The sequence below is a fragment of the Pseudarthrobacter sp. 10T415 genome, assembly GCF_056394175.1.
The window spans coordinates 64,774-85,301 of the sequence record NZ_JBFTHJ010000010.1 but is presented as its reverse complement, the minus strand read 5'-3'; the positions used below and the strand labels follow the sequence as shown (position 1 = coordinate 85,301).

At 66.9% G+C, this 20,528-nt stretch carries 20 protein-coding genes; 5 read left to right on the top strand and 15 right to left on the bottom strand.

The window, feature by feature from the left end; translation table 11 throughout:
* The first annotated feature begins 46 nt into the window (after positions 1 to 46).
* Complete coding sequence (locus tag AC1DBN_RS13980; protein WP_477723478.1) at positions 47 to 1,171, top strand: glycerate kinase; 1,125 nt, start codon at positions 47 to 49, stop codon at positions 1,169 to 1,171.
* 36 nt (positions 1,172 to 1,207) lie between these two features.
* Here the strand turns inward: AC1DBN_RS13980 and AC1DBN_RS13975 are convergent, their stop codons facing one another.
* The 3 genes from AC1DBN_RS13975 to AC1DBN_RS13965 are packed head-to-tail and all read right to left on the bottom strand — an operon-like array spanning position 1,208 to position 2,774.
* Complete coding sequence (locus tag AC1DBN_RS13975; RefSeq protein WP_477723477.1) at positions 1,208 to 1,543, bottom strand: LuxR family transcriptional regulator; 336 nt, start codon at positions 1,541 to 1,543, stop codon at positions 1,208 to 1,210.
* A gap of 40 nt (positions 1,544 to 1,583) precedes the next feature.
* Positions 1,584 to 2,246 (bottom strand): DUF6766 family protein, encoded by a 663-nt coding sequence (locus AC1DBN_RS13970; protein WP_477723476.1) that lies wholly within the window; start codon positions 2,244 to 2,246, stop codon positions 1,584 to 1,586.
* A 15-nt stretch (positions 2,247 to 2,261) separates the two neighbouring features.
* The gene (locus AC1DBN_RS13965; protein WP_091717291.1) at positions 2,262 to 2,774 is read right to left on the bottom strand and encodes a DUF6328 family protein; all 513 of its coding nucleotides are present in this window, start codon (positions 2,772 to 2,774) and stop codon (positions 2,262 to 2,264) included.
* A 210-nt stretch (positions 2,775 to 2,984) separates the two neighbouring features.
* Here AC1DBN_RS13965 and AC1DBN_RS13960 point away from each other — a divergent pair, with 210 nt between their 5' ends.
* Both AC1DBN_RS13960 and AC1DBN_RS13955 read left to right on the top strand, forming a co-directional pair.
* Entirely contained in the window at positions 2,985 to 3,899 is a 915-nt protein-coding gene (locus AC1DBN_RS13960) for an SDR family oxidoreductase (protein ID WP_091717293.1), read from the top strand.
* Positions 3,900 to 3,942: 43 nt separating this feature from the next.
* The gene (locus tag AC1DBN_RS13955; protein WP_091717295.1) at positions 3,943 to 4,299 is read left to right on the top strand and encodes a hypothetical protein; all 357 of its coding nucleotides are present in this window, start codon (positions 3,943 to 3,945) and stop codon (positions 4,297 to 4,299) included.
* A gap of 77 nt (positions 4,300 to 4,376) precedes the next feature.
* Here AC1DBN_RS13955 and AC1DBN_RS13950 read toward each other — a convergent pair whose 3' ends face one another.
* The 11 genes from AC1DBN_RS13950 to AC1DBN_RS13900 form a co-directional block, all read right to left on the bottom strand.
* On the bottom strand, positions 4,377 to 5,390 hold the full coding sequence (locus AC1DBN_RS13950; RefSeq protein ID WP_091717297.1) for a Gfo/Idh/MocA family protein: 1,014 nt from the start codon (positions 5,388 to 5,390) through the stop codon (positions 4,377 to 4,379).
* A 4-nt stretch (positions 5,391 to 5,394) separates the two neighbouring features.
* Positions 5,395 to 6,288, bottom strand: a complete 894-nt coding sequence (locus AC1DBN_RS13945; RefSeq protein WP_231994423.1) for a TolB family protein — start codon at positions 6,286 to 6,288, stop codon at positions 5,395 to 5,397.
* Positions 6,289 to 6,291: 3 nt separating this feature from the next.
* Positions 6,292 to 7,293, bottom strand: coding sequence for a sugar phosphate isomerase/epimerase family protein (locus tag AC1DBN_RS13940; protein WP_477723475.1), 1,002 nt, complete (start codon positions 7,291 to 7,293; stop codon positions 6,292 to 6,294).
* A gap of 2 nt (positions 7,294 to 7,295) precedes the next feature.
* Positions 7,296 to 8,507 (bottom strand): Gfo/Idh/MocA family protein, encoded by a 1,212-nt coding sequence (locus AC1DBN_RS13935; RefSeq protein ID WP_477723474.1) that lies wholly within the window; start codon positions 8,505 to 8,507, stop codon positions 7,296 to 7,298.
* 31 nt (positions 8,508 to 8,538) lie between these two features.
* A complete protein-coding gene (locus tag AC1DBN_RS13930) occupies positions 8,539 to 9,660 on the bottom strand; it encodes a Gfo/Idh/MocA family protein (RefSeq protein ID WP_477723473.1) in 1,122 nt (373 codons plus the stop codon).
* Positions 9,657 to 10,409 (bottom strand): sugar phosphate isomerase/epimerase family protein, encoded by a 753-nt coding sequence (locus AC1DBN_RS13925; RefSeq protein WP_091717304.1) that lies wholly within the window; start codon positions 10,407 to 10,409, stop codon positions 9,657 to 9,659. The genes AC1DBN_RS13930 and AC1DBN_RS13925 overlap by 4 nt, the downstream gene beginning before the upstream one ends.
* 40 nt (positions 10,410 to 10,449) lie before the next feature.
* Positions 10,450 to 11,340: a carbohydrate ABC transporter permease gene (locus AC1DBN_RS13920; protein ID WP_477723472.1), complete on the bottom strand. Its 891-nt coding sequence runs from the start codon at positions 11,338 to 11,340 to the stop codon at positions 10,450 to 10,452.
* The gene (locus AC1DBN_RS13915) at positions 11,340 to 12,302 is read right to left on the bottom strand and encodes a carbohydrate ABC transporter permease (RefSeq protein WP_426765107.1); all 963 of its coding nucleotides are present in this window, start codon (positions 12,300 to 12,302) and stop codon (positions 11,340 to 11,342) included. Before AC1DBN_RS13915 ends, AC1DBN_RS13920 begins: the two co-directional genes overlap by 1 nt.
* A 13-nt stretch (positions 12,303 to 12,315) precedes the next feature.
* A complete protein-coding gene (locus tag AC1DBN_RS13910; protein WP_091717310.1) occupies positions 12,316 to 13,641 on the bottom strand; it encodes an ABC transporter substrate-binding protein in 1,326 nt (441 codons plus the stop codon).
* Between the two features lie 109 nt (positions 13,642 to 13,750).
* Positions 13,751 to 14,578 carry a hypothetical protein gene (locus AC1DBN_RS13905; RefSeq protein WP_477723471.1) on the bottom strand — a complete coding sequence of 276 codons (828 nt, stop codon included), beginning with the start codon at positions 14,576 to 14,578 and terminating at the stop codon, positions 13,751 to 13,753.
* Positions 14,575 to 15,678 (bottom strand): Gfo/Idh/MocA family protein, encoded by a 1,104-nt coding sequence (locus AC1DBN_RS13900; RefSeq protein WP_477723470.1) that lies wholly within the window; start codon positions 15,676 to 15,678, stop codon positions 14,575 to 14,577. The genes AC1DBN_RS13905 and AC1DBN_RS13900 overlap by 4 nt, the downstream gene beginning before the upstream one ends.
* A 193-nt stretch (positions 15,679 to 15,871) precedes the next feature.
* Here AC1DBN_RS13900 and AC1DBN_RS13895 point away from each other — a divergent pair, with 193 nt between their 5' ends.
* Positions 15,872 to 17,092, top strand: a complete 1,221-nt coding sequence (locus tag AC1DBN_RS13895) for an ROK family transcriptional regulator (protein ID WP_477723469.1) — start codon at positions 15,872 to 15,874, stop codon at positions 17,090 to 17,092.
* Positions 17,093 to 17,162: 70 nt separating this feature from the next.
* Here the strand turns inward: AC1DBN_RS13895 and AC1DBN_RS13890 are convergent, their stop codons facing one another.
* Positions 17,163 to 17,750 carry a TetR/AcrR family transcriptional regulator gene (locus AC1DBN_RS13890; protein WP_477723468.1) on the bottom strand — a complete coding sequence of 196 codons (588 nt, stop codon included), beginning with the start codon at positions 17,748 to 17,750 and terminating at the stop codon, positions 17,163 to 17,165.
* Positions 17,751 to 17,840: 90 nt separating this feature from the next.
* Here AC1DBN_RS13890 and AC1DBN_RS13885 point away from each other — a divergent pair, with 90 nt between their 5' ends.
* The gene (locus AC1DBN_RS13885) at positions 17,841 to 20,354 is read left to right on the top strand and encodes a beta-glucosidase (protein ID WP_477723467.1); all 2,514 of its coding nucleotides are present in this window, start codon (positions 17,841 to 17,843) and stop codon (positions 20,352 to 20,354) included.
* Positions 20,355 to 20,528 lie beyond the last annotated feature (174 nt).

Genomic DNA, 20,528 nt, shown 5'->3' with positions numbered 1-20,528 from the left:
CGGATTGGGCAAGCGCTTTCCGGGCCGAGGCTGGCATGATGGGCGCATGCGCATTCTGATCGCTCCGGACAAGTTCAAGGGTTCACTCACCGCGGCTGAGGCTGCTGCTGCCATCGCCGAAGGCGCCCTGCGCGTGTACCCGGACGCCGTGGCCACCCAGTTCCCCATCGCCGACGGCGGCGAGGGAACCCTGGAGGCGGCTGTCGCAGCCGGCTATGAGGAGCGGCTCAACGCCGTGGTGGGTCCCATCCTCGCTCCGCTGGGTGCCGCGTGGGCCATCCGTAAGGACGACGCCGGCAAGGTCACCGCGGTGATCGAGACGGCACAGGCCTCCGGCCTGGCGGAGATGGAACCGACGCCGGACAACGCGCTCCGTGCCCACAGCTACGGCTGCGGCCAGCTCATCGCGGCGGCGCTTGAGGCAGGTGCCACCGAGATCGTGCTCGGCCTGGGCGGTTCGGCCATGAGCGACGGCGGCAGCGGCGCCCTGCGTGCGCTGGGCCTCAAGCCACTCGACTCCGCTGGCAACGTGGTGCCGCTCGGCGGCGGCTCGCTGGCCGACGTCGTCTCGCTCGACGCCAGCGGACTCGACCCCCGGCTGTCCGCCACCACCTTCCGGATCGCCGTGGATGTCCGCAACCCGCTCTACGGGCCCACCGGCGCCGCGCATGTCTTCTCGCCCCAAAAGGGTGCGGATGACAACGCGGTTGAACTGCTCGACGCCGGGCTCCGCAACTGGGCCTCAGTCCTGCGGGAGGCGACAGGCCGGGACGTGAACGTCCCCGGCGCAGGCGCCGCCGGCGGCTTCCCGGCGTCGTTCCTCGCCTTCACCGGCGCCACGCTGGAAGGCGGCTTCGCGTTGGTCGCCGGCCTCACCGGCCTGGCAGGCGAGCTGGCGAGCGCGGACCTGGTGATCACGGGCGAAGGGTCCATGGATTCCCAGTCGCTGACCGGCAAGGCGCCCATCGCGCTCGCCGATGCTGCCCGCGAACGTGGCATCCCCGTCATCGTGGTGGCCGGGCGGATCCTGGTGAGCCTTGAGGACCTCAGCGGGCACGGTGTGGTGGCCGCGGCCCAGTTGCTGGATGTTGCCTCAAGCCCGGAAGACGCCATCGCGAACGCCGGCAAGTACCTCACCTGGGCAACCAGCCAGGTCCTCGAAGGGGCCTAGCCAACGCCCCTCCCCAAGTGCAGGCGGCTACGTGGATCAGCCGACGAAGGGCTTGTTGCGGCGCCGGCTCCAGATCAGCACTGCGATCAGAACCACCACCACGATCCCGCCGATAACCCAGGGCGCATAGTTCACGCGCGTGGATTCGCTCTGCGTCGATTCGCCGGTTCCGGGGTTGGCCGGGCCGGTGGACGACGTGTCACCGGGCGATGGGGTGGGAGTGTTTCCCGCCGGCACCGCGGCTCCGGCGCTGAATCCAAGCGCCGCAGTAGCGGCGGCTGGCGCCGGGGCGGCCGAGGCCGCGCCGACTGAGAGTGCGGGGGCGGCCAGGAGAAGCAGGGCGAGCAGGACTGATTTCAGTGCGGTCCTCATGTGTTCCTCTCGTAGTGGATGGTTCTAGGTGTCGGGGAGCTCAGGCGCCGGTCTCGTAATGCGGTTCAGCTACAGGCTTGGACTCCGGGGAGCCCTTCTCCCGCAGGTAGACGGAGGCGCCCACCAGGACGGCGACGGCCAGGAATTCGCTCTGCCAGTTCTGGAACGACTCGAACCAGAAGCGGCTGGTGCCCAGGTACTGCAGGAAGGTCACGGCAGGCTGGCCATGGCTTTGCTGGTCCTCGCTGTACGCCGCCGCGCCGCCCACCCCGTGCATGGTGAAGGACGCAAGGAACAGCACGAAGAGGAGGATAGACAGCGAGTGCTTATAGAATCCGAGCGCTATCCCGCCGCGCTTCACCGGCCAGGGCGTTGCCTTCCTGATGGCGGCGTGGCGGGGGTCTTCGTCCTGCGGCGCTTTCTTGTCCAGGGGTTTCGACTCCGACGAACCCTTCTGGAACAGGAAAACGGTCAGCACCACGTACATGGCCATCTGCAGGAACTCTGACTCCCAGTTTTCAAAGGTGGCCTCCACGAATTCTCCGCTGCCGAGGAACTGGACCACGGTGACGGGCGGCTCCCCATGGGCCTGCTGGTCTTCACTGTAGGAGGCAGCCCCTGAAAGGATCATGCCTCCGAAGAACACCAGGAAGAGGGCCAGGTTTGCCAGGAGCAGCCCGTGCTCTTTAGCCCATTTGCGCATTTCCTACTCCGTTCCCTAGAGCTTCCGGTCGAGTTTGCCGGCGTCGGCCTTCCGGTTGAGATGGATGGGGACATAGACCAGCAACACCACCATTACCGCCATCAGTGCCCCTCCGGCGGTCAGCCCGGCCTGCCGCCCCGCGGTGACGTCGAAGACCAGCGCGGCGGTCCCGGCGCTGAGGAGGGCGATCCCGCCCAGCGCGATCTTGGTGATGGAGTCCGCGCTGGAGACCAGCGTTTCCTTGAGCCGCTTGCGGAACAGCCGGCGGTGGACGCTGACCGGGAGGAGGATGAAGGCGGTGGTCAGGGCGGCGACAACGACGTTGGCCAGGTAAAGCGTCACCTGGAACCTGTCCAGGTCCTCGAAGCGTGACTGGAAGGGGAGCGTCAGCAGGAATCCGGCAAGGATCTGCACACCGGTCTGCAGCACCCGCAGCTCCTGCAGCAGCTCGGCCCAGTTGCGGTCCAGCTGTTCCTCGCGGGTTTCATTCCGCCCGGTCCTGCCGGTGTAATCCTCCACCTCTGACATTGCTGCGTCCTCCAATCCCGGCCAGCCCCCTGTTTCCTTCCTACTCTCCACCTACCCAGAAACAAGGCAACGTTGCGCCAACACCAGTATTTGATAAGTTTACTGATTATTGGTTCTGAACGGTGGACTTCGTTCCTTCGTGGGGGATAGCTTCGAAGAGCCGGTATACCGGCGAAGCTCTTCGGAAACCGACAACTGAGTAGGCGGACTATGAGCGGTACAGACAAGCAGGACACAGGCAAGCAGACAGACCAGCCCAAGGACCCGCGGGGCGGTTACCATTCGGGGCCGTTCCCTGAACAGGAGCAGAAGCAGCCCGGCCTGACGGCGCCCATGGACCCCAAGCCGGACCATGGCGAAGCGTCCTATGAGGGCAACGGAAAGCTTGAAGGCAAGGCAGCCCTGATCACCGGCGGCGACTCCGGCATCGGCAAGGCCGCGGCCATCGCCTTCGCCCGTGAGGGGGCCGACGTCGCCATTTCCTACCTTCCGGAAGAGGAGGAGGACGCCCAGGACACCGCGGAATGGATCCGCAAGGCGGGGCGCCGCGCCCTGCTGTTCCCCGGCGACGGGCGCGAAGAGGAGTTCAGCACCCGGATCGCGGACGAGGCCGCCAGCGAATTTGGCCGCCTTGATGTGGTGGTGCTGAACGCGGCCTACCAAAAGAACCGGGACAGCCTCGAGTCGCTGCCCACCGAAGAGTTCGACAGGGTGTTCAAGACCAACCTGTACTCGCTGCTCTGGACGGCGCGGGCGGCCGTTCCGCACCTGAAGGCGGGCGCCTCCATCATCACCACCGCTTCGATCCAGGCTTTCAACCCGTCGCCTGGCCTGATCGACTACGCCATGACCAAGGCAGCCCAGGTGGCCTTCACCAAGGCACTGGCCCAGGAACTGGGGCCCAAGGGGATCCGGGTCAACGCCGTTGCGCCCGGCCCCATCTGGACGCCGCTGATTCCGGCCACCGAATGGCCGGACAAGCTGCCGTCCTTCGGCCAGGACACACCCTTGGAGCGCGCCGGCCAACCCGCCGAACTGGCAGCCGCCTACGTGCTGCTCGCCTCCGAGGACGGCTCCTACATTTCCGGGGCAGTACTGCCTGTGACCGGGGGCAAGGGCCTTTAGCCCACTTCACACCGAATCAACCGCAACGCAAACAGGAGGAACCATGACCCAGGACAACCAGCACGCTGCACCCGAGACCGACCCGGGCGGCTACGGCACTCCCACGGCTGAGCAGGAAATGGGCGGGCAGGACCAGCAGGCGGGCCAGGGTTCGCAGGGCGGCCAGGGCGCGGCCACCAACGAACCGCAGTCCAGCGGAGAGGAACAGGTGGCGCGCGACGTCGACCTGCCCTCCAGCGCCGCCGAAATCGACGAGAACAACGACGACTCCAAGGGGTCCGCTCCCACTTCCTCGGAACCGGGCCAGGAAGCAGCGGGCGTCCCGGACGGCAGCGGCAACGACCTTCCGCAGGAGAAGTCGCCGAAGGACGACGACGGCGAAGAGTTCAACGCCGGCTAGCAGCACCACTTCAGCACAAAGGCCTCTGCCGCTGGTTCCTGAGGGAGCTGCGGCAGGGGCCTTTGCCGTCCCCCCTGTCAGAGCCGGGTGTCGGCGTCGTACTCCAACCCGATCTGGCGGCGGATTTCATCCATGGCTGCCATGATGGACACGGTCTGGGTGGGCGGAAGAAGGCTCCCGGCGGTGGCGCCGGTGCCCGCCAGCCGCTCCAGCTCAGCAGCCTGGTATTGCATCCCGCGGCTCTTGACCGGCTGCTCAAACCGTTCCACCACGTTTCCTGCGGCGTCGAACACCGTAAACGGAACAGGGTTGTACCAGGTGGACTCGATGTCGATCCAGCCTTCGGTCCCGATCACCAGGGCCCGGTTGGCGCTCGCGGCGTCGAGCTCGCAGTCAATGATCGCCTGCGCACCGCCTGCGTACTCGAAGATCGCCGAGGTCTGGCGGTCCACCCCGGTGACGGTCTTCGACGCGCTGGCCAGGATCCGCTGCGGCGCGCCCAGGATGTCGAACGCGAAGGAAATAGGGTAGATCCCCAGGTCCAGCAGCGCTCCGCCACCGAGCGCGGGATCGTTCAGCCGGTGCGCAGGATCCTTGGGCAGGTCCTGGTTGTGGCTCGCCAGCACCTTGCGTACTTCGCCGATGGCTCCCTGGCCGATGATCTGGCGGATCCGGGCCATATGGGGAAGGAACCTCGTCCACATGGCCTCCAGTGCCACCAGGCCCTTGGCCGCTGCGAGGTCCACAATCTCCTGCGCCTCGCGGGCGTTGATGGTGAAGGCCTTCTCCACCAGCACGTGCTTGCCGGCGTTGAGCGCCAGCAGGGCATTGGCATGGTGGAACGGGTGCGGAGTGGCGATGTAGACAACGTCCACGTCCGGATCGGCCACCAGGTCTTCGTAGCTTCCGTATGCGGTGGGAATGCCGTGCTGGTCGGCGAACGCCTTGCTGGACTCCTCCGTGCGGGAGCCCACGGCCTGGACGGTGAAGCCGTTCTCCTTCAGGTCCGGGACCTGCAGTCCGGCGATGAAACCGGTGCCCAGGATGCCCCAGCGGATGGTGCCGTCGGAAGTGCCGTTGTTCAAGGTCACGAAGTCAGTCCTTTGGTGAGTCAGAAAGCGGATAGGCCACAAAGGCAAAGTGGTCGGAGTCCGGCGACCAACTGTTGACGTTGAGCGTACCTTGGCCGCCCAGCAGCGGCCATGTGAACAGGGGAGTGGTCCAGTCATCCGTGGAAACAAGGACGACGTCGACCGGCAGGTCAGCGGGGTGGCCTTCGGTTCCGGCGGGGAACCGGATGTACGTGGCGAAGCGGCCGTCCGGGGAAACGTGCGGGAACCAGTCGACAGTGGTGCTGTGCAGGAGTTGCTCGAATCCGCTGCCGTCGGCCCGCACGCGGGCAAGCTGGGCATGGCCGGGAACTGTGCTGAAGGACTCCGTATTCACGTACAGCCACGTCCCGTCAGGCGAGTACTCGGGACCGTCGCAATGGCCGGAACCAACATCGACGCGGGCGGCAGCACCGCCGTCGGACGCCATGGTCATCAGGTGACCCGGCCGCTTGAAGTCGCCCGCCTCGATGCCAACGTAGGCGAGTTCCTTGCCGTCAGGGCTGACGCCGTGGAGGAAATGGAAAGTGCCGTCGTCTTTGGTGATCCTGGTGGCTGCGCCGCCGTCCAACGCAGCCCGGTAGATGTGGCCGTCGTTGGCTGAGAGGAAGATGTCACTGCCATCAGGTGCCAGGACGTGATCGTTGTTGAGGTCCGGAATTCCGGTGAGCGGTATTTCCCCGAGCGCCCGTTCTTCAGTGGCCAGCCTCCACAACTTCCCGTTACCGTTCAGGACAAGGGCTGTGCCGTCCAGGGTCCAGTTGGCCGCTTCCAGCAGGAGCGTGTCGGAGCTGAAAAGCAGGCTGGCCTGCCCGGAAACCGACGCGACCCACACCTCACAGCGCTGGCCGGGCCGGAGACTGCGGATCGCGTCGGCCACAGGCTAGTCCTTGCTGCTGAAGGCGGCGTCGAAGCTGGTTTGGGATGCGGGGAAGTCGTATTTCTTGAGGGCGGCCAGGGCTTCGGGGGCGCCGTGGAGGCGGTCCATGCCGGCGTCTTCCCATTCCACTGAGATGGGGCCGGTGTAGCCGATGGCGGCCAGGGCCCGGAAGGACGCTTCCCAGGGGACGTCGCCCCGGCCTGCGGAGACGAAGTCCCAGCCGCGGCGGGGGTCGCCCCAGGCGAGGTGGGAGCCGAGGACGGTGTTGCGGCCGGTCTGGCGGATCTTGGTGTCTTTGCAGTCCACGTGGTAGATCCGGTCCTTGAAGTCCCAGATGAAGGACACGGGGTCGATGCCCTGCCACATCATGTGTGACGGGTCCCAGTTCAGGCCGAACGCTTCGCGGTGGCCGATCGCTTCGAGCGTGCGCTGGGTGGTCCAGTAGTCGTAGGCGATCTCGGAGGGGTGGACTTCGTGGGCGAAGCGGACGCCGTTGTCGTCGAAGACGTCCAGGATGGGGTTCCAGCGGTCGGCGAAGTCCTGGTAGCCGGCGTCGATGACTTTTTCCGGGACGGGCGGGAACATCGCGACGTATTGCCAGATGGAGGAGCCGGTGAACCCGACGACGGTGTCCACGCCCAGTGCACGGGCGAGCCGGGCGGTGTGCTTGAGTTCCTCGGCGGCGCGCTGGCGGACGCCTTCGGGCTCCCCGTCGCCCCACACGCGCGAGCCGACGATGGCCTCGTGGCGGAAGTCGATGGGGTCATCGCATACTGCCTGGCCCTTGAGGTGGTTGGAGATGGCCCAGACCTTGAGGTTGTACTTGTCCAGGAGTTCGAGCTTGGACTCGACGTAGCCTGGTTCGTCCACACGCCAGGCGTCCAGGTGGTCTCCGGAGACGGCGATTTCCAGGCCGTCATAGCCCCAGCCGGAGGCAAGTTTGGCGACTTCCTCAAGCGGAAGATCGGCCCACTGGCCGGTGAACAGGGTAAACGGGCGGGGCATGGTCAGGCTCCTTCGGTGGGGCTGGTCTCCGGGGAGGTGCCAGGCAGTTGGATCAGGGCGCTCTTCGCGGCGGCGGATTCCTCCACGGCGTTGAGGATGTACTGCACGTTCAGTCCTTCCTCGAACGACGGCGAGGGCGGGGTTTGGTCCTGGATGGCGGTGAGGAAGTCCCGGACCTGGTGGGTAAAGGTATGTTCCCAGCCGATGATATGGCCTTGCGGCCACCACGCTTCGAGGTAGGGGTGCTCGGGTTCGTTCACCATTATGCGGCGGAATCCCTGCTCGCGCACCGGGGCGGTGGCGTCCAGGAACCCGAGTTCGTTGAGGTTTTCGAGGTCGAACAGGATGGTGCCCTTGTCGCCGTAGATCTCGAGCTTGAGGCTGTTCTTCTGGCCCGTGGCCACCCTGGAGACCTCCACTGAGGCGATGGCTCCGGAGGCGAGGGACAGCGTGGCCCAGGCGGCGTCGTCGACGGTGACGTCCTCCAGGCCTTCCCCGGCGGAATTGCCGCCGGGACGCTGCGGAACGAACGTATGGAGCCGGCCGGTGACCTCCGTGACCTGGTCGCCCAGGAGGTAGAGGACCTGGTCGATGGCGTGGGAGGCGATGTCGCCCAGCGCGCCGGAGCCGGCAGTCTCCTTGCGGAGCCGCCAGGTCATGGGCGATTGGTCGTCGGCCAGCCAGTCCTGGAGGTAGGCGGCGCGGACGTGCCGGACGGTGCCGAGCCGGCCTTCGGCGATGAGCTCCCGGGCCAGGGCAAGGGCGGGGACGCGGCGGTAGTTGAAACCGATCATGGACTGAACGCCCCTGGCGCGTGCCTTCGCGGCGGCGGCGGTCATGAGCTCGGCTTCGGCAAGGGTGTTGGCGAGCGGCTTCTCAACCAGCACGTGCTTGCCGGCTTCCAGTGCTGCGATGGCGATCTCGGCGTGCATCCAGCCGGGGGCGCAGATGTCGATGATGTGGATGTCGTCCCGGTCGATGACTTCACGCCAGTCGGTGGCGGACTCCGCCCAGCCGTACCTGGTGGCGGCCTCGGCCACGGCGGTGGCGTCCCGGCCCACGAGCACTTTCTGCTCGAAGGCCGGGACGTCGAAGAAACTTGCCACGTTCCGCCACGCATTTGAATGGGCTTTGCCCATGAAGGCGTAACCGATGGCGGCCACCCCGAGGGATGGGGGAGCCGGGGTTGCGGTTGGGTGTGCGGGAGTGGTCATGGCGTGTTCCTGCTGCTTCCTGCTGGCTGAGCTAGAGAGTTGCGGTTTCCGGGGCCCAGTCCTCGGGGAGGGCTGTGGAAACCGGAGCTGAGCTTTCGACGTTCACGAAGGTTCCGGAGTCGATGGATTCGGAGATCGAGACCATGCTGTCCAGCACGTGGTAGGCGAGGTCGCCGGTGGCCCGGTGCGGCACGCCGGCGCGGATGGCGCGGGCCATGTCCAGGGCACCCATGCCGCGGCCGTTGGCAGGGCCGGTGGCGGGGATGGTGGTCCAGTCTTCGTCACCGGCGCGCCAGAGCCTGATGTCGCCGGTGAAATAGTTGGGGTCCGGCAGGGAGATGGTGGCTTCCGTGCCGGTGATTTCCACGAACCCCATCCGGGCGCGGGGGGATTCGAAGGAGAAGACGCTGTGCGAGGAGGCGCCGGATTCGAACTGGGCCATCGCTGAGACGTGGGTGGGCACCTCCACGGTGAATTCCTCGCCGGCCTTGGGCCCGGAACCGATGACGCGGACCTCCTTGGCCTTGGACCCGACGGCGGCCACCTTGCGGATGGAGCCGAAGGCCTGGACCAGGGTGGTGAGGTAGTACGGTCCCATGTCGAACAGGGGGCCGGCGCCATGCTGGAAAAGGAACGCGGGATTGGGGTGCCAGGATTCCGGGCCGGGGGTCTGGAAGGTGGTCATGGCGGTCAGCGGCGTGCCGATGTCGCCGCGCTGGATGAGCCGCAGCGCAGTCTGGATCCCGGCGCCCAGGAACGTGTCCGGTGCAGTGCCGAGCCGGATACCCGCGGCGTCGGCAGCCTTGAGCAGGCCAAGCCCGGATTCGCGGTCCAGGGAGAAGGGCTTCTCGGTCCAGACGTGCTTGCCGGCGTTCACCGCTGCGGTGGCCACCTCCACGTGGGCGGCGGGGATGGTGAGGTTGACGATGATTTCGACGTCGGGGTGGTTCAGCGCCTTTTCCGGGCCGCCCCATTCAGCGATGCCGTATTCCTTGGCGCGGGCCTCGGCGGCGTCTTCGAAGAGGTCGGCGATCACCAGGACCTTCAGGTCCGGGAAGACGGTGAGGTTGTCCAGGTACTGCTTGGAGATGTTGCCCGCGCCGATCACCGCAACGCCAACCGGTCCCTTGCGGGTGGATGGTGTGAAACTCATGCTTTGGCTCCTTCGGTGGCGGTGTTGTTGTTGAGGAAGGCCAGGCTCTGGGTGATGCCGTCGAAGATGTCGCCGGAGTAGTCATCGAATTCCACCACGCCAACGTCGAGGGACTTTGCGGCGGCGATCACGTCCAGGACGGGGACCTTGCCCTGTCCGGCGGGCTGCTGGGCCTTGGTGTCCGTGGTCAGGTTGCCGTCCTTGATGTGGATGAACTTCACCCGGTCACCGAGCTTGGTGAGGATATCCACGGGGTCCTGGCCGCCCACGGCCACCCAGTAGGTGTCGACCTCCAGGACCAACTCAGGGTCCAGCAGGGACTCGAAGTACTCCAGCGCGGTGCGTCCCTCAATGCTGGACTGCAGTTCCCAGGCGTGGTTGTGGTACCCCACGGTGATGCCGTACTCGGCGCCCTTCTTCGCTGCGGCGTTGAGCTTGGCTGCAGTGGCCTGGATGGTTTCGGCGTCCTGCCAGTGCTCGGCGGGCAGGAAGGGATCGATGACGGTGCTGATGCCCAGTTCCTTCGCCGCGGTGAAGATCTCGTCCTGGTCCTGGGACAGCAGCGGCGCATGGCCGGAGGGTGCGGTGAGGCCGTTCTCCTTCAGCGCGGCACCGAGTTCCTTGGCCGTAGCGACGAAGTTGTAGGGCTCAACCTGGGTGAAGCCGATCTCCGCAACCTTCTTGATGGTGCCGGGCAGGTCCTCCGCGATGGCGTTGCGCAGGGTGTAGAGCTGAAGTGAATAAGACATGGGTTTCCTATCAGGATGGTTGGCGACGATGTTGGGCAGGTTAGCGGCCGGCGAGGGATCCGCCGATGCCGCCGACGCTGAAGTACTTGTTCAGGGTGGCGAAGACGATGACGGGCGGGAGCATCATCACCACGGCGAGGGCCATCACGGAGGTCCAGTCCGTGGCGTTCTGCTGGAAGAAGGACTGCACGCCCATGGGAAGGGTGAAGATTTCGTTGGAGCGCAGGAACACGATGGCTACCAGGTAGTCGTTCCAGGCAAGGAGGAAGGCAAAGATGGCGGTGGACAGGATTCCCGGGAGGGAGTTGCGCAGCACCACTTTGGTGAAGGAGCCGAAGACTGAGCAGCCGTCGATCCAGGACGCCTCTTCCAGGCTGATGGGGATGGAGTCGAAGTAGGCGGCCATCATCCAGGTGGCAACGGTCATGGTGGAGCCCACGTAGATGATGGTCAGGCCCATGAGGTTGTCCACCAGGCCCATCCCTGCGAACAGGATGAACAGCGGCACCACGGAGGTGATGATGGGCAGGGACTGCATGACGAACAGGAGCAGCGAGTAGCCGGAGACTGCCTTGGACCGGCCGCGGGACAGGACATAGCCGGCCGGAGCGGCGACGGCCACGGACACCAGCACGGTTGCCAGTGTGGTGATGAGGCTGTTCTTGAGCCAGGTGGCGGCGAGGGTCTTGGAGAAAACGTTGCTGAGGTTCTCGAAGGTCAAGCCGGTGGCGGTGCTGTTCGGTCCGGGGGTGAAGGCCAGGATCACGGTGACCAGGATGGGAACCAGCACAACGGCGGTGATGGCAAGGATCAGGACGAACCGCCACCAGCGGCCGCGCATGCCGGCTTCGGACAGGACCCTGCGTGGTTTGCCCTCGTCGATTCCGAGTGTGGGGCCGGATTCCGGGTGGGCGTGGAGGACTGCACTCATTATTCGACGCTCGACTTTCGGATCTGGCGGTACAGGATGACGGAGATGACCACCAGGGTCATGGTCATGAGGAAGGCGATGGCCACGCCGGGGCCGGTGGCGAAGTCCTGGAAGACGGTGCGGTAGGCCAGGACCACCAGGGAGGTGGTGGCGCTGACGGGTCCGCCGCCGGTGAGCAGGTAAATGGTGGGGAAGTCGTTGACGCAGAAGATGGTCATCAGGATCCAGCTGATGTACGTGGACCGGGCGATCAGCGGCAGGGTGATCTGGGTGAACTGCTGCCAGCGGCTGGCACCGTCCATGCTGGCGGCCTCGTAGACGGTTTCATCCACCGAGGCCAGCGCCGCGGAGGTCATCATCATCATGAAGGGGAAGGACACCCAGACCTTGAACACCATCACCGTGATGGAGGCCAGGGTGGGATCGGCCAGGAACAGCGGGGTACCCAGTCCGAGGTTGCGGAACATGGAGGGGATAAGGCTGTCCGGGGTGGCCACCAGCCAGTTCCAGGCCGTGGAGGAGACCACGATGGGCACCACCCAGGGCAGGAGCAGGAGGACCTTGAACGTGTTGCCGGCGGGAATCTTGGTGCGCAGGAGCAGCGCCAGGCCCAGCCCCACCAGCCAGGAGCCAAAGACACCCACGATGGTGAACCAGAGGGTGAACTGGGCTGCTTTCCAGAACGCCGGCGAGGTCAGGACGGTGGCGAAGTTTTCCCCGCCGATGAAGTTTCCGGTCTGCAGCAGGTTCCCGTCATGGGTGGCCTGGACGGCCGCGTAAACCAGCGGGTAGCCGTGGATGAGGACGAGCAGGACGACGGACGGGAGCAGGAGCCAGAAGAACGTCCTGGTTGCCTGTGCCGAGAGCTTGCTCTTGCGCTTCCCGGGAAGCGTCCCGGACCCGCCGGGGGCGACTCCCCGGCGGGCCCGGGCCAGGCCGGACTGTGCTGTGGTACTGGACATGGGGGGCCCTGTCCTACTTCTTCAGGACGGATTCGAGGCCGGACTGGAAGGCCTGCAGCGCGGACTTGGCGTCGGACTTGCCGGTGATGATGGTCTGGCTGAACTGGTTCAGTGCCTGCCCGCCGTCGAGCGCTGCGAGGTTGGCGTTCAGGGTGTTGCCCTGCGAGGCGAAGGTCTTCGCGATCGGCTGCCATTCCTTGACGATCTTGACGTTGTTGGGGTCGTCGGCGAACTCGGGGATCTCGGTGATCGACTTGAAGACGGGGAGGGCGGACATGAGCTTCTTCTGCCAGAGCTGCTTGAGCTGGCCCAGGTAGTAGACCAGGAATTCCTCGGACGCGTCCTGCGACGGGGTGTTGGTGTACATCATGATGTTGTTCGGGAACACGATGGTGGCCTTGTCGCCGTGCGGGCCGGTGATGGGATCCGCCACGAGCAGGTCGCCGGAGGTATCGCCCACCCGCTGCGGGACGTTGACCTGGAAGAGGCCGTAGCCGGCCTTGCCGTCCTTCCACTGGGCGGACATGTTGTCCGTGGTGTAGCTGACCGCTGCGGGGTCCACGATGCCGTTGGAGACCAGTTCCAGGACGAATTCCATGGCCTCGACGTTGCGGTCGTTGAGCAGGTCCAGCTCGCCGTCCTTGTTGAACACGCCGCCGCCGTTGTTGACCATCATCATGATCATGGAGTGGTTGGCGTAGTTGTTGCCGGTGCCGGCACCTGTGGTGAAGCCGAACGCGCCGACCTTTTTCAGCGCCTTGCCGGCCTCCAGGAGGGACGGCCAGTCAGTGGGCAGGGCAACGTTGGCCTTTTCGAACAGGGACTTGCGGTACCAGAAGACGCGCATGTCCAGCTGCCACGGCACCGCCACGTAGCCCTTGTCTGACTTGAACGGGTCCAGCACGCCCGGAAGGAAATCGTCGAACTGGCCGTTGGACTTGAGCTTGTCGATGACCTTGTCTGCGTACGCAATCTGGCCCTGCTGCTCGAACTGGAACGCCTGGAAGCCGCCGCCGGTGGACACTGCCGGGCCGGTCTTGGAGGCAATGGCGGAGGAGAAGGTCTGGTAGAAGTTGGCCCACTGGATGATCTGGTAGGACGCCTTGCTGCCGTTCGCACCGGAGAAGCCCTCCGCAACGACCTTCGCGGCGTCGTTGTACGCGGGGGTGGCCCACGGCATATCCCAGAACTTGATGGTTCCCCCGGCGCCGCCTCCGCCGCCCTGGCTTGCCGATCCTCCGCCGCAGGCCGCCAGCAGGGGAACGGATGCAGCCGCGGCTGTCAGGCCCAGGAAACCGCGGCGGGAGAAGGAACGGCTCTGGTGGGTGTTTGCGTTCATGGTGTGTCCTTTCGGGACCGCCGCGCGATGCGTTGTGGTGCGGTCCTGCTCATCGTTGAGAGTGGAGGTGGGACTGGACTGCTGGTTGGTTGCGTATCGGAGGGGCTGGTTACGTGTCAGCGAAAGTTGCGTAAAGCTCGGTCAGCCGGGCGAACCGGGTGAGGTCGTCCGGCCGGGTGCCGGCTGTGAGGTGATCCTTGAGGCGGCGCCACGCCGTCCGGTGGGCTGATTCATACAGGGTGGGCAGCAAAAGTCCGCCGTGCGGCCCGGTGACCCGGACTTCGGCGGGCCAGGCGGCGGCGGGCTCGGGCAGCCGGACGCTGACGCCGCCGTCGGCCGTGTACAGCCGGATGTCGACGCCGGCGGGACGGGCCGCGGTCAGCACGCCGTGGGCGGACATCGGGGCGCCGTTGGCGAGCCGTCCGCTGAACGTGTAGCCGGTGGTCCCGCTCTGCAGCAGGGACACGGCGTCGAGCGTTCCGGTCACCTCCAGCAGCGCGGCGAGGTGCTCTCCAAGGAGCCGCTGCGGGTCCGTGCCGGGGGCAGCCGTGGCGACGCTGTCCAGCATGGCCGCCGTGCCCAGGGCGCTCCGGAATGCCTCCCGGGCATCCGGGCCTCCATCCTGCGACACCAGCGCCGGGTTGGAGGCCCAGCGCAGGTCGAGGACGACGGCGGTGCCCGCGGCTTCGGCGGCAGCGGACAGCTGGGCGGTGTCCTCGGGGACGGGGTTGACCACCAGGACGCCGCGGCTTCCGGCTTCGATGGCGTGCAGGGCCTCGGCCGCCCAGCCCCGTCCGCCGGCGATAGCGGCGACGTCAGGGGTGGCGGCAGCGCCTGCCGTCGGGCCGAAGGTTGCCGGCAGCGACGCCACGGCCAGGGCGACTGCGCCGGCTTCCTCGGCGCCGGGGGTTGCCGTGACGGAGTAGGTGGCGCTCATGCTGACGCTCCTGCGGTTGCGGCGATCCCGCCGGGCCGGCGGGCATACTCGGCGGCGACACTGTCCACGGTGGCGTCCGCGATGGCCAGGGCGAAGGTGAGGTCATCAATCAGGGTCTGCGCAGACGGCGGCTGCTTGTTTCCGCGCGCCAGTTCTGCCAGCTCGCGCCACTCGCCCTCGTAGCCGTTGTGGCTGTAGGGGCCGAGGGTGGTGGTTTCGGTGCCCCGGCTGAAAATGGCGGTGGCGGAACCCGCCTGGACGTAGGAGGGAGTGAAATCGATCCGGAGCGCGCTGTGGTCCGCAATGGCCTCGAAGCTCCACTCAGGCTGCCAGGTGCTGTTCATGGCGGCACGCAGTTCGATGGTGCGCGTGGGGGTCCGCAGTGAGATGGCGTAGCCGAAGGGGCGGACGTGCCGGGCCTGCAGCACCTGGATGTCGTCGAAGTCCGGGGTGAACCGGCGGACCAGGGGGAGGTCGTGGATGGCGAGCCCCATGATCCCGCCCTGCATCATGGATTTGATGACGTCGATGTCTGAGTAGTCCGGTGTGCCGGCGGCGGGGCGCGACAGAATCTCCGTGGCGAAGTCTTCGAAGCGGGCGTTGGGCGGAAGCACGATGGAGGAACGGATGGTGTGAGCCGTCTCCGGCAGGTCTTCCCAGTGACCTTCTGCTGCGAGCCAGCCGGGATCGAAGGTGTGCATGGCACCCACCACGATGGGAACACCCGTTTCGGCACTGACCTCGGAGATGCGCGCGGCCTCTTCGGCGTTCATGGCGAACGGCTTTTCGCACAGGACGGCTTTCTTGCCGGCCCGGCAGGCGGCGATGACCTGGTCGGCGTGGAACTGGTGCGGGCTGCAGATGGCAACAATATCCACGGTGTCGTCGCCGAGCAGGGCGTCCATGTTGTTGCTGGACGTGGCACCGACGCGGGCGGCGACTGATGCAGCCACGGACTCATCCACATCCATGATGTGGCGTACTTCGAGGATGTCGCGGAGCCGGGCGAGGGCGGGAAGGTGGATGGCCTGGGTGACAGGACCGGCGCCCAGGATGCCGACCCCCAGGGGCGTTTCGGCGGGCGTTGTCTGGCTTGGCAAGTCGGTTACCTCTTTGTAGGCGGACTCGGGTTCGGAGGTTGATCGATGCCGTCAATCTGCTGTATCGGCAAGGGCGATGTGCTCCTCGTCACAACCTAGGACTACTTTTGACGAGAGTCAAGCAAAAGTTGTTTGCGTCGAATCAATCTTCTGCATTCGTGACAGTGCCAAGTCTCCGTGTTATGACTTGTACATGACTCCAGCCTCAGGAAAATTGCCTGCAAGGGATGCCGACGCCGGCAACCTTTCGCGCGCTGGTGACCTTTTCCAGCTTCTTCGTGACGGCCAGGCGCGGACCCGTGCCGAGCTGGCCCTCACCACCGGGCTTGCCAGGTCCACCGTGGCGTCACGCATTGACGCCCTCATCGGCTCCGGGCTTGTGGGCCCGGCCGGCGAGGCGAATTCGAGCGGCGGCAGGCCGCCGTCGCGCTTTGCCTTTAAGCCCGAGGCCCGCGTGGTGCTGGCGGTCGACGTCGGCGCTACCCATGTGATTGTTGCCGTCACCGATCTGGGCGGCAGCATTCTCGGCGAACGCCGGTTTGCGCAGGAAGTGGCGGACGGGCCGGCTGTTGTCCTGGGCCGCGTGATCGCCGCCGGTAAGGAACTCCTGGCCGAATCGGGCCGTGAGCCGGGCGACCTCGCCGGCGTCGGCATCGGACTGCCGGGCCCCGTTGAACATGACACCGGACGCCCCGTTAAGCCGCCCATCATGCCCGGCTGGGACGGCTTCGACGTCGTCCCGTACGTCCAGCGGCAGCTGCCGGTTCCCGTCCTGGTGGACAACGACGTGAACATCATGGCGCTCGGCGAACGCACCGCGCACTGGCCCGAGCACGAGAACTTCCTCTTCATCAAGGTGGCCACGGGAATCGGGGCCGGCATTATCAGCAGCGGCGAGCTGCAGCGCGGCGCCAACGGTACTGCCGGCGACCTTGGCCATGTCCGCGTCCCCAGGGGCGACGACGTGCTGTGCCGCTGCGGCAACTACGGGTGCCTGGAGGCGCTCGCGTCAGGTCCCGCCGTCGCGCACCAGCTCCGGTCCCACGGGCTGGAAGCCAAAACCGGCGGCGACGTCCTGCGGCTGGTGGCCGAAGGGAACCTGCAGGCCATCCAGGCGCTGCGCCAGGCCGGCCGGGACGTCGGGGACGTGCTGGCCACAGTGGTCAACCTGCTGAATCCTTCCATGATCGTGATTGGCGGAAGTGTGGGGGAGGCCGGCGAACACCTCGTGGCCGGTATCCGCGAAGTGGTGTATCGGCGGTCGCTGCCGCTGGCCACGACGCACCTGCGCATCGGCATTTCCATGGCCGGCGGACAGGCGGCGATCCTGGGGGCCAGCCAGATGGTCACCCAGCACGTGCTTTCCCCGGCTGTCATTGAAGCCACCCTCGCAGGCAACGCCATCGCCGGCTAGGCCGGAGGCTGGGCCGCCGGGTGGGTCGGCTGGCTGGGTCACTGGGTGCCGGCCGGCTCGCCGGAAAAGATCAGGCGGGCGGCTTGAGAAGGATGTCGATGAAGGTAGCGAGCCCGGCTGCCATGTCCACGTCCTTGTCATAGAGCCATTGCAGCTGCAGCCCGTCGGACACCGCCACCACCAGCCTGGCCAGGTCCGTGGCGGAAGCATCGGACCTGACCCCGCCGGCCGCCTGCCGTTCCCGGATGTCGTCCTCCAGGGAGCGGACCACGGAGGCGAACCGCTCCTGAAAGTAGCCGTGGGAATCATGCCCGGGGTCGCTGGCCGTGGCGGAGGCCACCGCGTAGAGCGTGGTGAGCCCCGGCTGTGTCCGGTTCCTGGCGGCGATCGGAGCCATCAGTGCCAACCCGGCCTCCTTCGCCGGGGTGTCCGCAAGCCCGCGCCTGTCCCGCTCGGCCAGGACTGCGGTCAGCAGTTCCTGCTTTCCCCTGAAGTAGTGGAACAGGGTGGCCTCTTTGACGCCCACCAGCTCGGCCACCCGCTTGAGGGCGGTGCCCTCAAAGCCGTCGGTGGCGAAGACGTCGGTTGCAGTCTGGATGATCTGTTCGCGGCGTTCCGCTCCCTTGGCGTACGGTCCGCGCGGCTTGTTCGGAGTCACGGAAGCCAGTGTATTTCACCCCGCCCAGCGAAAGCCTAGTCATACTCGGTTTTTACGGCTACGATCTTTCCACTACCTGAAGGAGCCCCCGTGAACCCCACCCTGCCCGCCGCCGCCACCGTTCCAGCCGACGCCGTTCCAGCCGCCGGCTCCCCGGACGCCGAAGCCCGGATCAGGGACCTCGCGGAAAGCCTCACCCTGGAACAGCAGGTCCAGCTGCTCACCGGCGCGGACGTCTGGTCCACGCACGCCCTTCCCGCCATCGGGCTGTCCCGCATAGTGATGTCGGACGGCCCCGCCGGCGTCCGCGGCGAGGACTTCGATGAGCGGCACGACTCGGTCTCCCTGCCGTCGTCGTCCGCCCTGTCCGCCACCTGGAGCGTCAGCCTGGCCCGCCGCTACGGCCAGGTCCTGGGCCAGGAAGCCCGGCGCAAAGGCGTCCACGCCGTCCTGGGCCCCACCATCAACCTGCACCGCTCCCCGCTGGGCGGCAGGCACTTCGAATGCATGAGCGAGGACCCCCGGCTGACGGCCACCATCGCCGCCGGATACGTGGCCGGCGTGCAGTCCATGGGAGTCGGGGCCACCCCCAAGCACTACCTCGCGAACGAAGCCGAAACCGACCGCTTCACCGCCGACTCCGTGGTGGACGAGCGGCCCCTGCGGGAGCTTTACCTGGCAGCCTTCGAGGACGCCGTGACCGAGGCCCGGGCCTGGCTGGTGATGAGCTCCTACAACTCCATCAACGGCACCACCGCCAGCGAAAACGCCCTCCTCGAAACGCCGCTGTCCACCGAGTGGGGCTTCGACGGCGTAGTGGTGTCCGACTGGACCGGGGTCCGCTCCGTTGACGCCGCCAACGCCCACCAGGACCTGGAAATGCCGGGCCCTGTGGGTCACTGGGGACCCAAGCTGCTGGCCGCCGTCGAAGATGGCCGCGTCAGCCGCACCGCCATCCTGGACAAGGTGGTCCGCATCCTTCGGCTGGCCGCCCGCGTAGGTTCGCTCGACGGCGTCAGCCCCGCCGTCACGGAACTGCCGGCACCCCTCAACGCCGCCGCCGTCGCCCGCGAAGTGGCTGTCCGCGGCGCCGTCCTGGTCCGCAACCGGGGCGGCCTGCTGCCCCTGGACCCGGCTGCCCTGGGCAGCGTGGCCGTGAGCGGCCACAACGCAGAGGAAGCACGGACCCAAGGCGGCGGCAGCGCCACCGTCATGCCCAAGCAGAACATCTCGCCGCTGGACGGCCTGCGCGAGGCCCTGCCCGCCGGCGTCACCGTCTCCTACCACCGCGGCGCCAAGGTGGCCGAGGGCCTGCAGGCCTTCCCGCGGACCTCGCTCCACAACCCGGTGTCCAACGTCCCCGGCCTGCGCGTCACGTTCCTGGCAGCTGACGGCACGGATCTCTCCGGCGAGGACCGGCTGGCATCCCACCTGATCTGGTTCGGGATCGGCATCCCCGAGGGCTCTGCCGCCATCCGGATGGAAACTGACTGGACGGCACCGTCCGCGGGCACGCACCACCTTGGCGTGGGTACCGTGGGCAGGATCAGCCTCTCACTCCGCGGCGACGAGGTGTTCAACGGGACCATCGAGGACGATACCGACGTCCTCGGCGCCGCGCTCTTCGATCCGCCCAAGACCGTCCACGCCATCGAAACCGGGGCAGGTCAGCGGGTCCGGATCGAGGCGCTCTTCGAACTGCCCGCGGAGCAGGCCATCCCGTTCACCGCCATCCTCCTGGGCGAGGAAACCGTAGTGGCGGACCCGCAGGCTGAGATCGACGCCGCGGTAGAGGCAGCCAGGGCGGCGGACGTTGCAGTAGTGGTGGTGGGCACCAGCGCAGCCATCGAGTCCGAAGGCTTCGACCGCAAAGACCTCGACCTTCCCGGCCACCAGAACCAGCTGGTCGAAGCCGTGGCCGCTGCGAATCCGCGCACCGTGGTGGTGGTGAACTCCGGCTCGCCGGTGCTCATGCCGTGGCTGGACCGCGTGGATGCGGTGCTGCTGGGCTGGTTCGGGGGACAGGAATTCGGCCGTGCCATCGCGGACATCCTGCTCGGTGCCGAGGAACCGGGCGGCCGGCTGCCCACCACCTGGCCGGCAGCCCTGGCGGACGTCCCGGTGCTGGACACCGTCCCCGTGGACGGCAAGGTGGTCTATTCCGAGGGCATCCATGTGGGCTACCGGGCCTGGCTGAAGCAGCAGGCAGCCGGCGGGGCTGGCCCGGCGCTGCCGTTCGGCTACGGGCTGGGCTACACCACGTTCGAGCTCTGCACGCCGCACGCCTCCCAGGCGGTTCCTGCCGGCAAGGACGTGGTGGTGCACGTCCCCGTCCGCAACACCGGCACGCGGGCCGGCCGCGAGGTGGTGCAGGTCTACCTCGAGCGCCCGGAATCAGCGGTGGAACGGCCCGTGCGCTGGCTCGCCGGCTATGCCGGAACGCATCTGGCCGCCGGCGGCACGGACAGCGTTGAGGTTAGGATTCCCGCGCGCGCCTTTGCCCATTACGACGGCGGCTGGCAGGTTGAGCCGGGAACGTTCCGGATCCTGGTGGGCCGGCATTCGGCGGACGAGTTCCAGGTGCTGGACATCGACGTGCGCTAGGGAACGCCCCGTCACTGCCGTTGAGCTGCCTGGACCGCGCAACCCCGCCTCGGACCAGGTAGGGATAGGGGTGGCTGCGGCTTCCCCTAAACCTGCGGTCCGCACCTCCCCTTACGGCGCTTTCGGGTCGTATTCTTAGAGGAGGTTTTGCAGTGGGCCCGCAGCTTTTTCAAC

Coding starts and splice junctions, on each gene's coding strand:
- AC1DBN_RS13920 (WP_477723472.1), bottom strand. CDS start 11,340: ATGAGTGCAGTCCTCCACGCCCACCCGGAATCCGGCCCCACACTCGGA.
- AC1DBN_RS13910 (WP_091717310.1), bottom strand. CDS start 13,641: ATGAACGCAAACACCCACCAGAGCCGTTCCTTCTCCCGCCGCGGTTTC.
- AC1DBN_RS13980 (WP_477723478.1), top strand. CDS start 47: ATGCGCATTCTGATCGCTCCGGACAAGTTCAAGGGTTCACTCACCGCG.
- AC1DBN_RS13965 (WP_091717291.1), bottom strand. CDS start 2,774: ATGTCAGAGGTGGAGGATTACACCGGCAGGACCGGGCGGAATGAAACC.
- AC1DBN_RS13915 (WP_426765107.1), bottom strand. CDS start 12,302: ATGTCCAGTACCACAGCACAGTCCGGCCTGGCCCGGGCCCGCCGGGGA.
- AC1DBN_RS13975 (WP_477723477.1), bottom strand. CDS start 1,543: ATGAGGACCGCACTGAAATCAGTCCTGCTCGCCCTGCTTCTCCTGGCC.
- AC1DBN_RS13970 (WP_477723476.1), bottom strand. CDS start 2,246: ATGCGCAAATGGGCTAAAGAGCACGGGCTGCTCCTGGCAAACCTGGCC.
- AC1DBN_RS13940 (WP_477723475.1), bottom strand. CDS start 7,293: ATGCCCCGCCCGTTTACCCTGTTCACCGGCCAGTGGGCCGATCTTCCG.
- AC1DBN_RS13955 (WP_091717295.1), top strand. CDS start 3,943: ATGACCCAGGACAACCAGCACGCTGCACCCGAGACCGACCCGGGCGGC.
- AC1DBN_RS13960 (WP_091717293.1), top strand. CDS start 2,985: ATGAGCGGTACAGACAAGCAGGACACAGGCAAGCAGACAGACCAGCCC.
- AC1DBN_RS13895 (WP_477723469.1), top strand. CDS start 15,872: ATGACTCCAGCCTCAGGAAAATTGCCTGCAAGGGATGCCGACGCCGGC.
- AC1DBN_RS13905 (WP_477723471.1), bottom strand. CDS start 14,578: ATGAGCGCCACCTACTCCGTCACGGCAACCCCCGGCGCCGAGGAAGCC.
- AC1DBN_RS13930 (WP_477723473.1), bottom strand. CDS start 9,660: ATGAGTTTCACACCATCCACCCGCAAGGGACCGGTTGGCGTTGCGGTG.
- AC1DBN_RS13935 (WP_477723474.1), bottom strand. CDS start 8,507: ATGACCACTCCCGCACACCCAACCGCAACCCCGGCTCCCCCATCCCTC.
- AC1DBN_RS13925 (WP_091717304.1), bottom strand. CDS start 10,409: ATGTCTTATTCACTTCAGCTCTACACCCTGCGCAACGCCATCGCGGAG.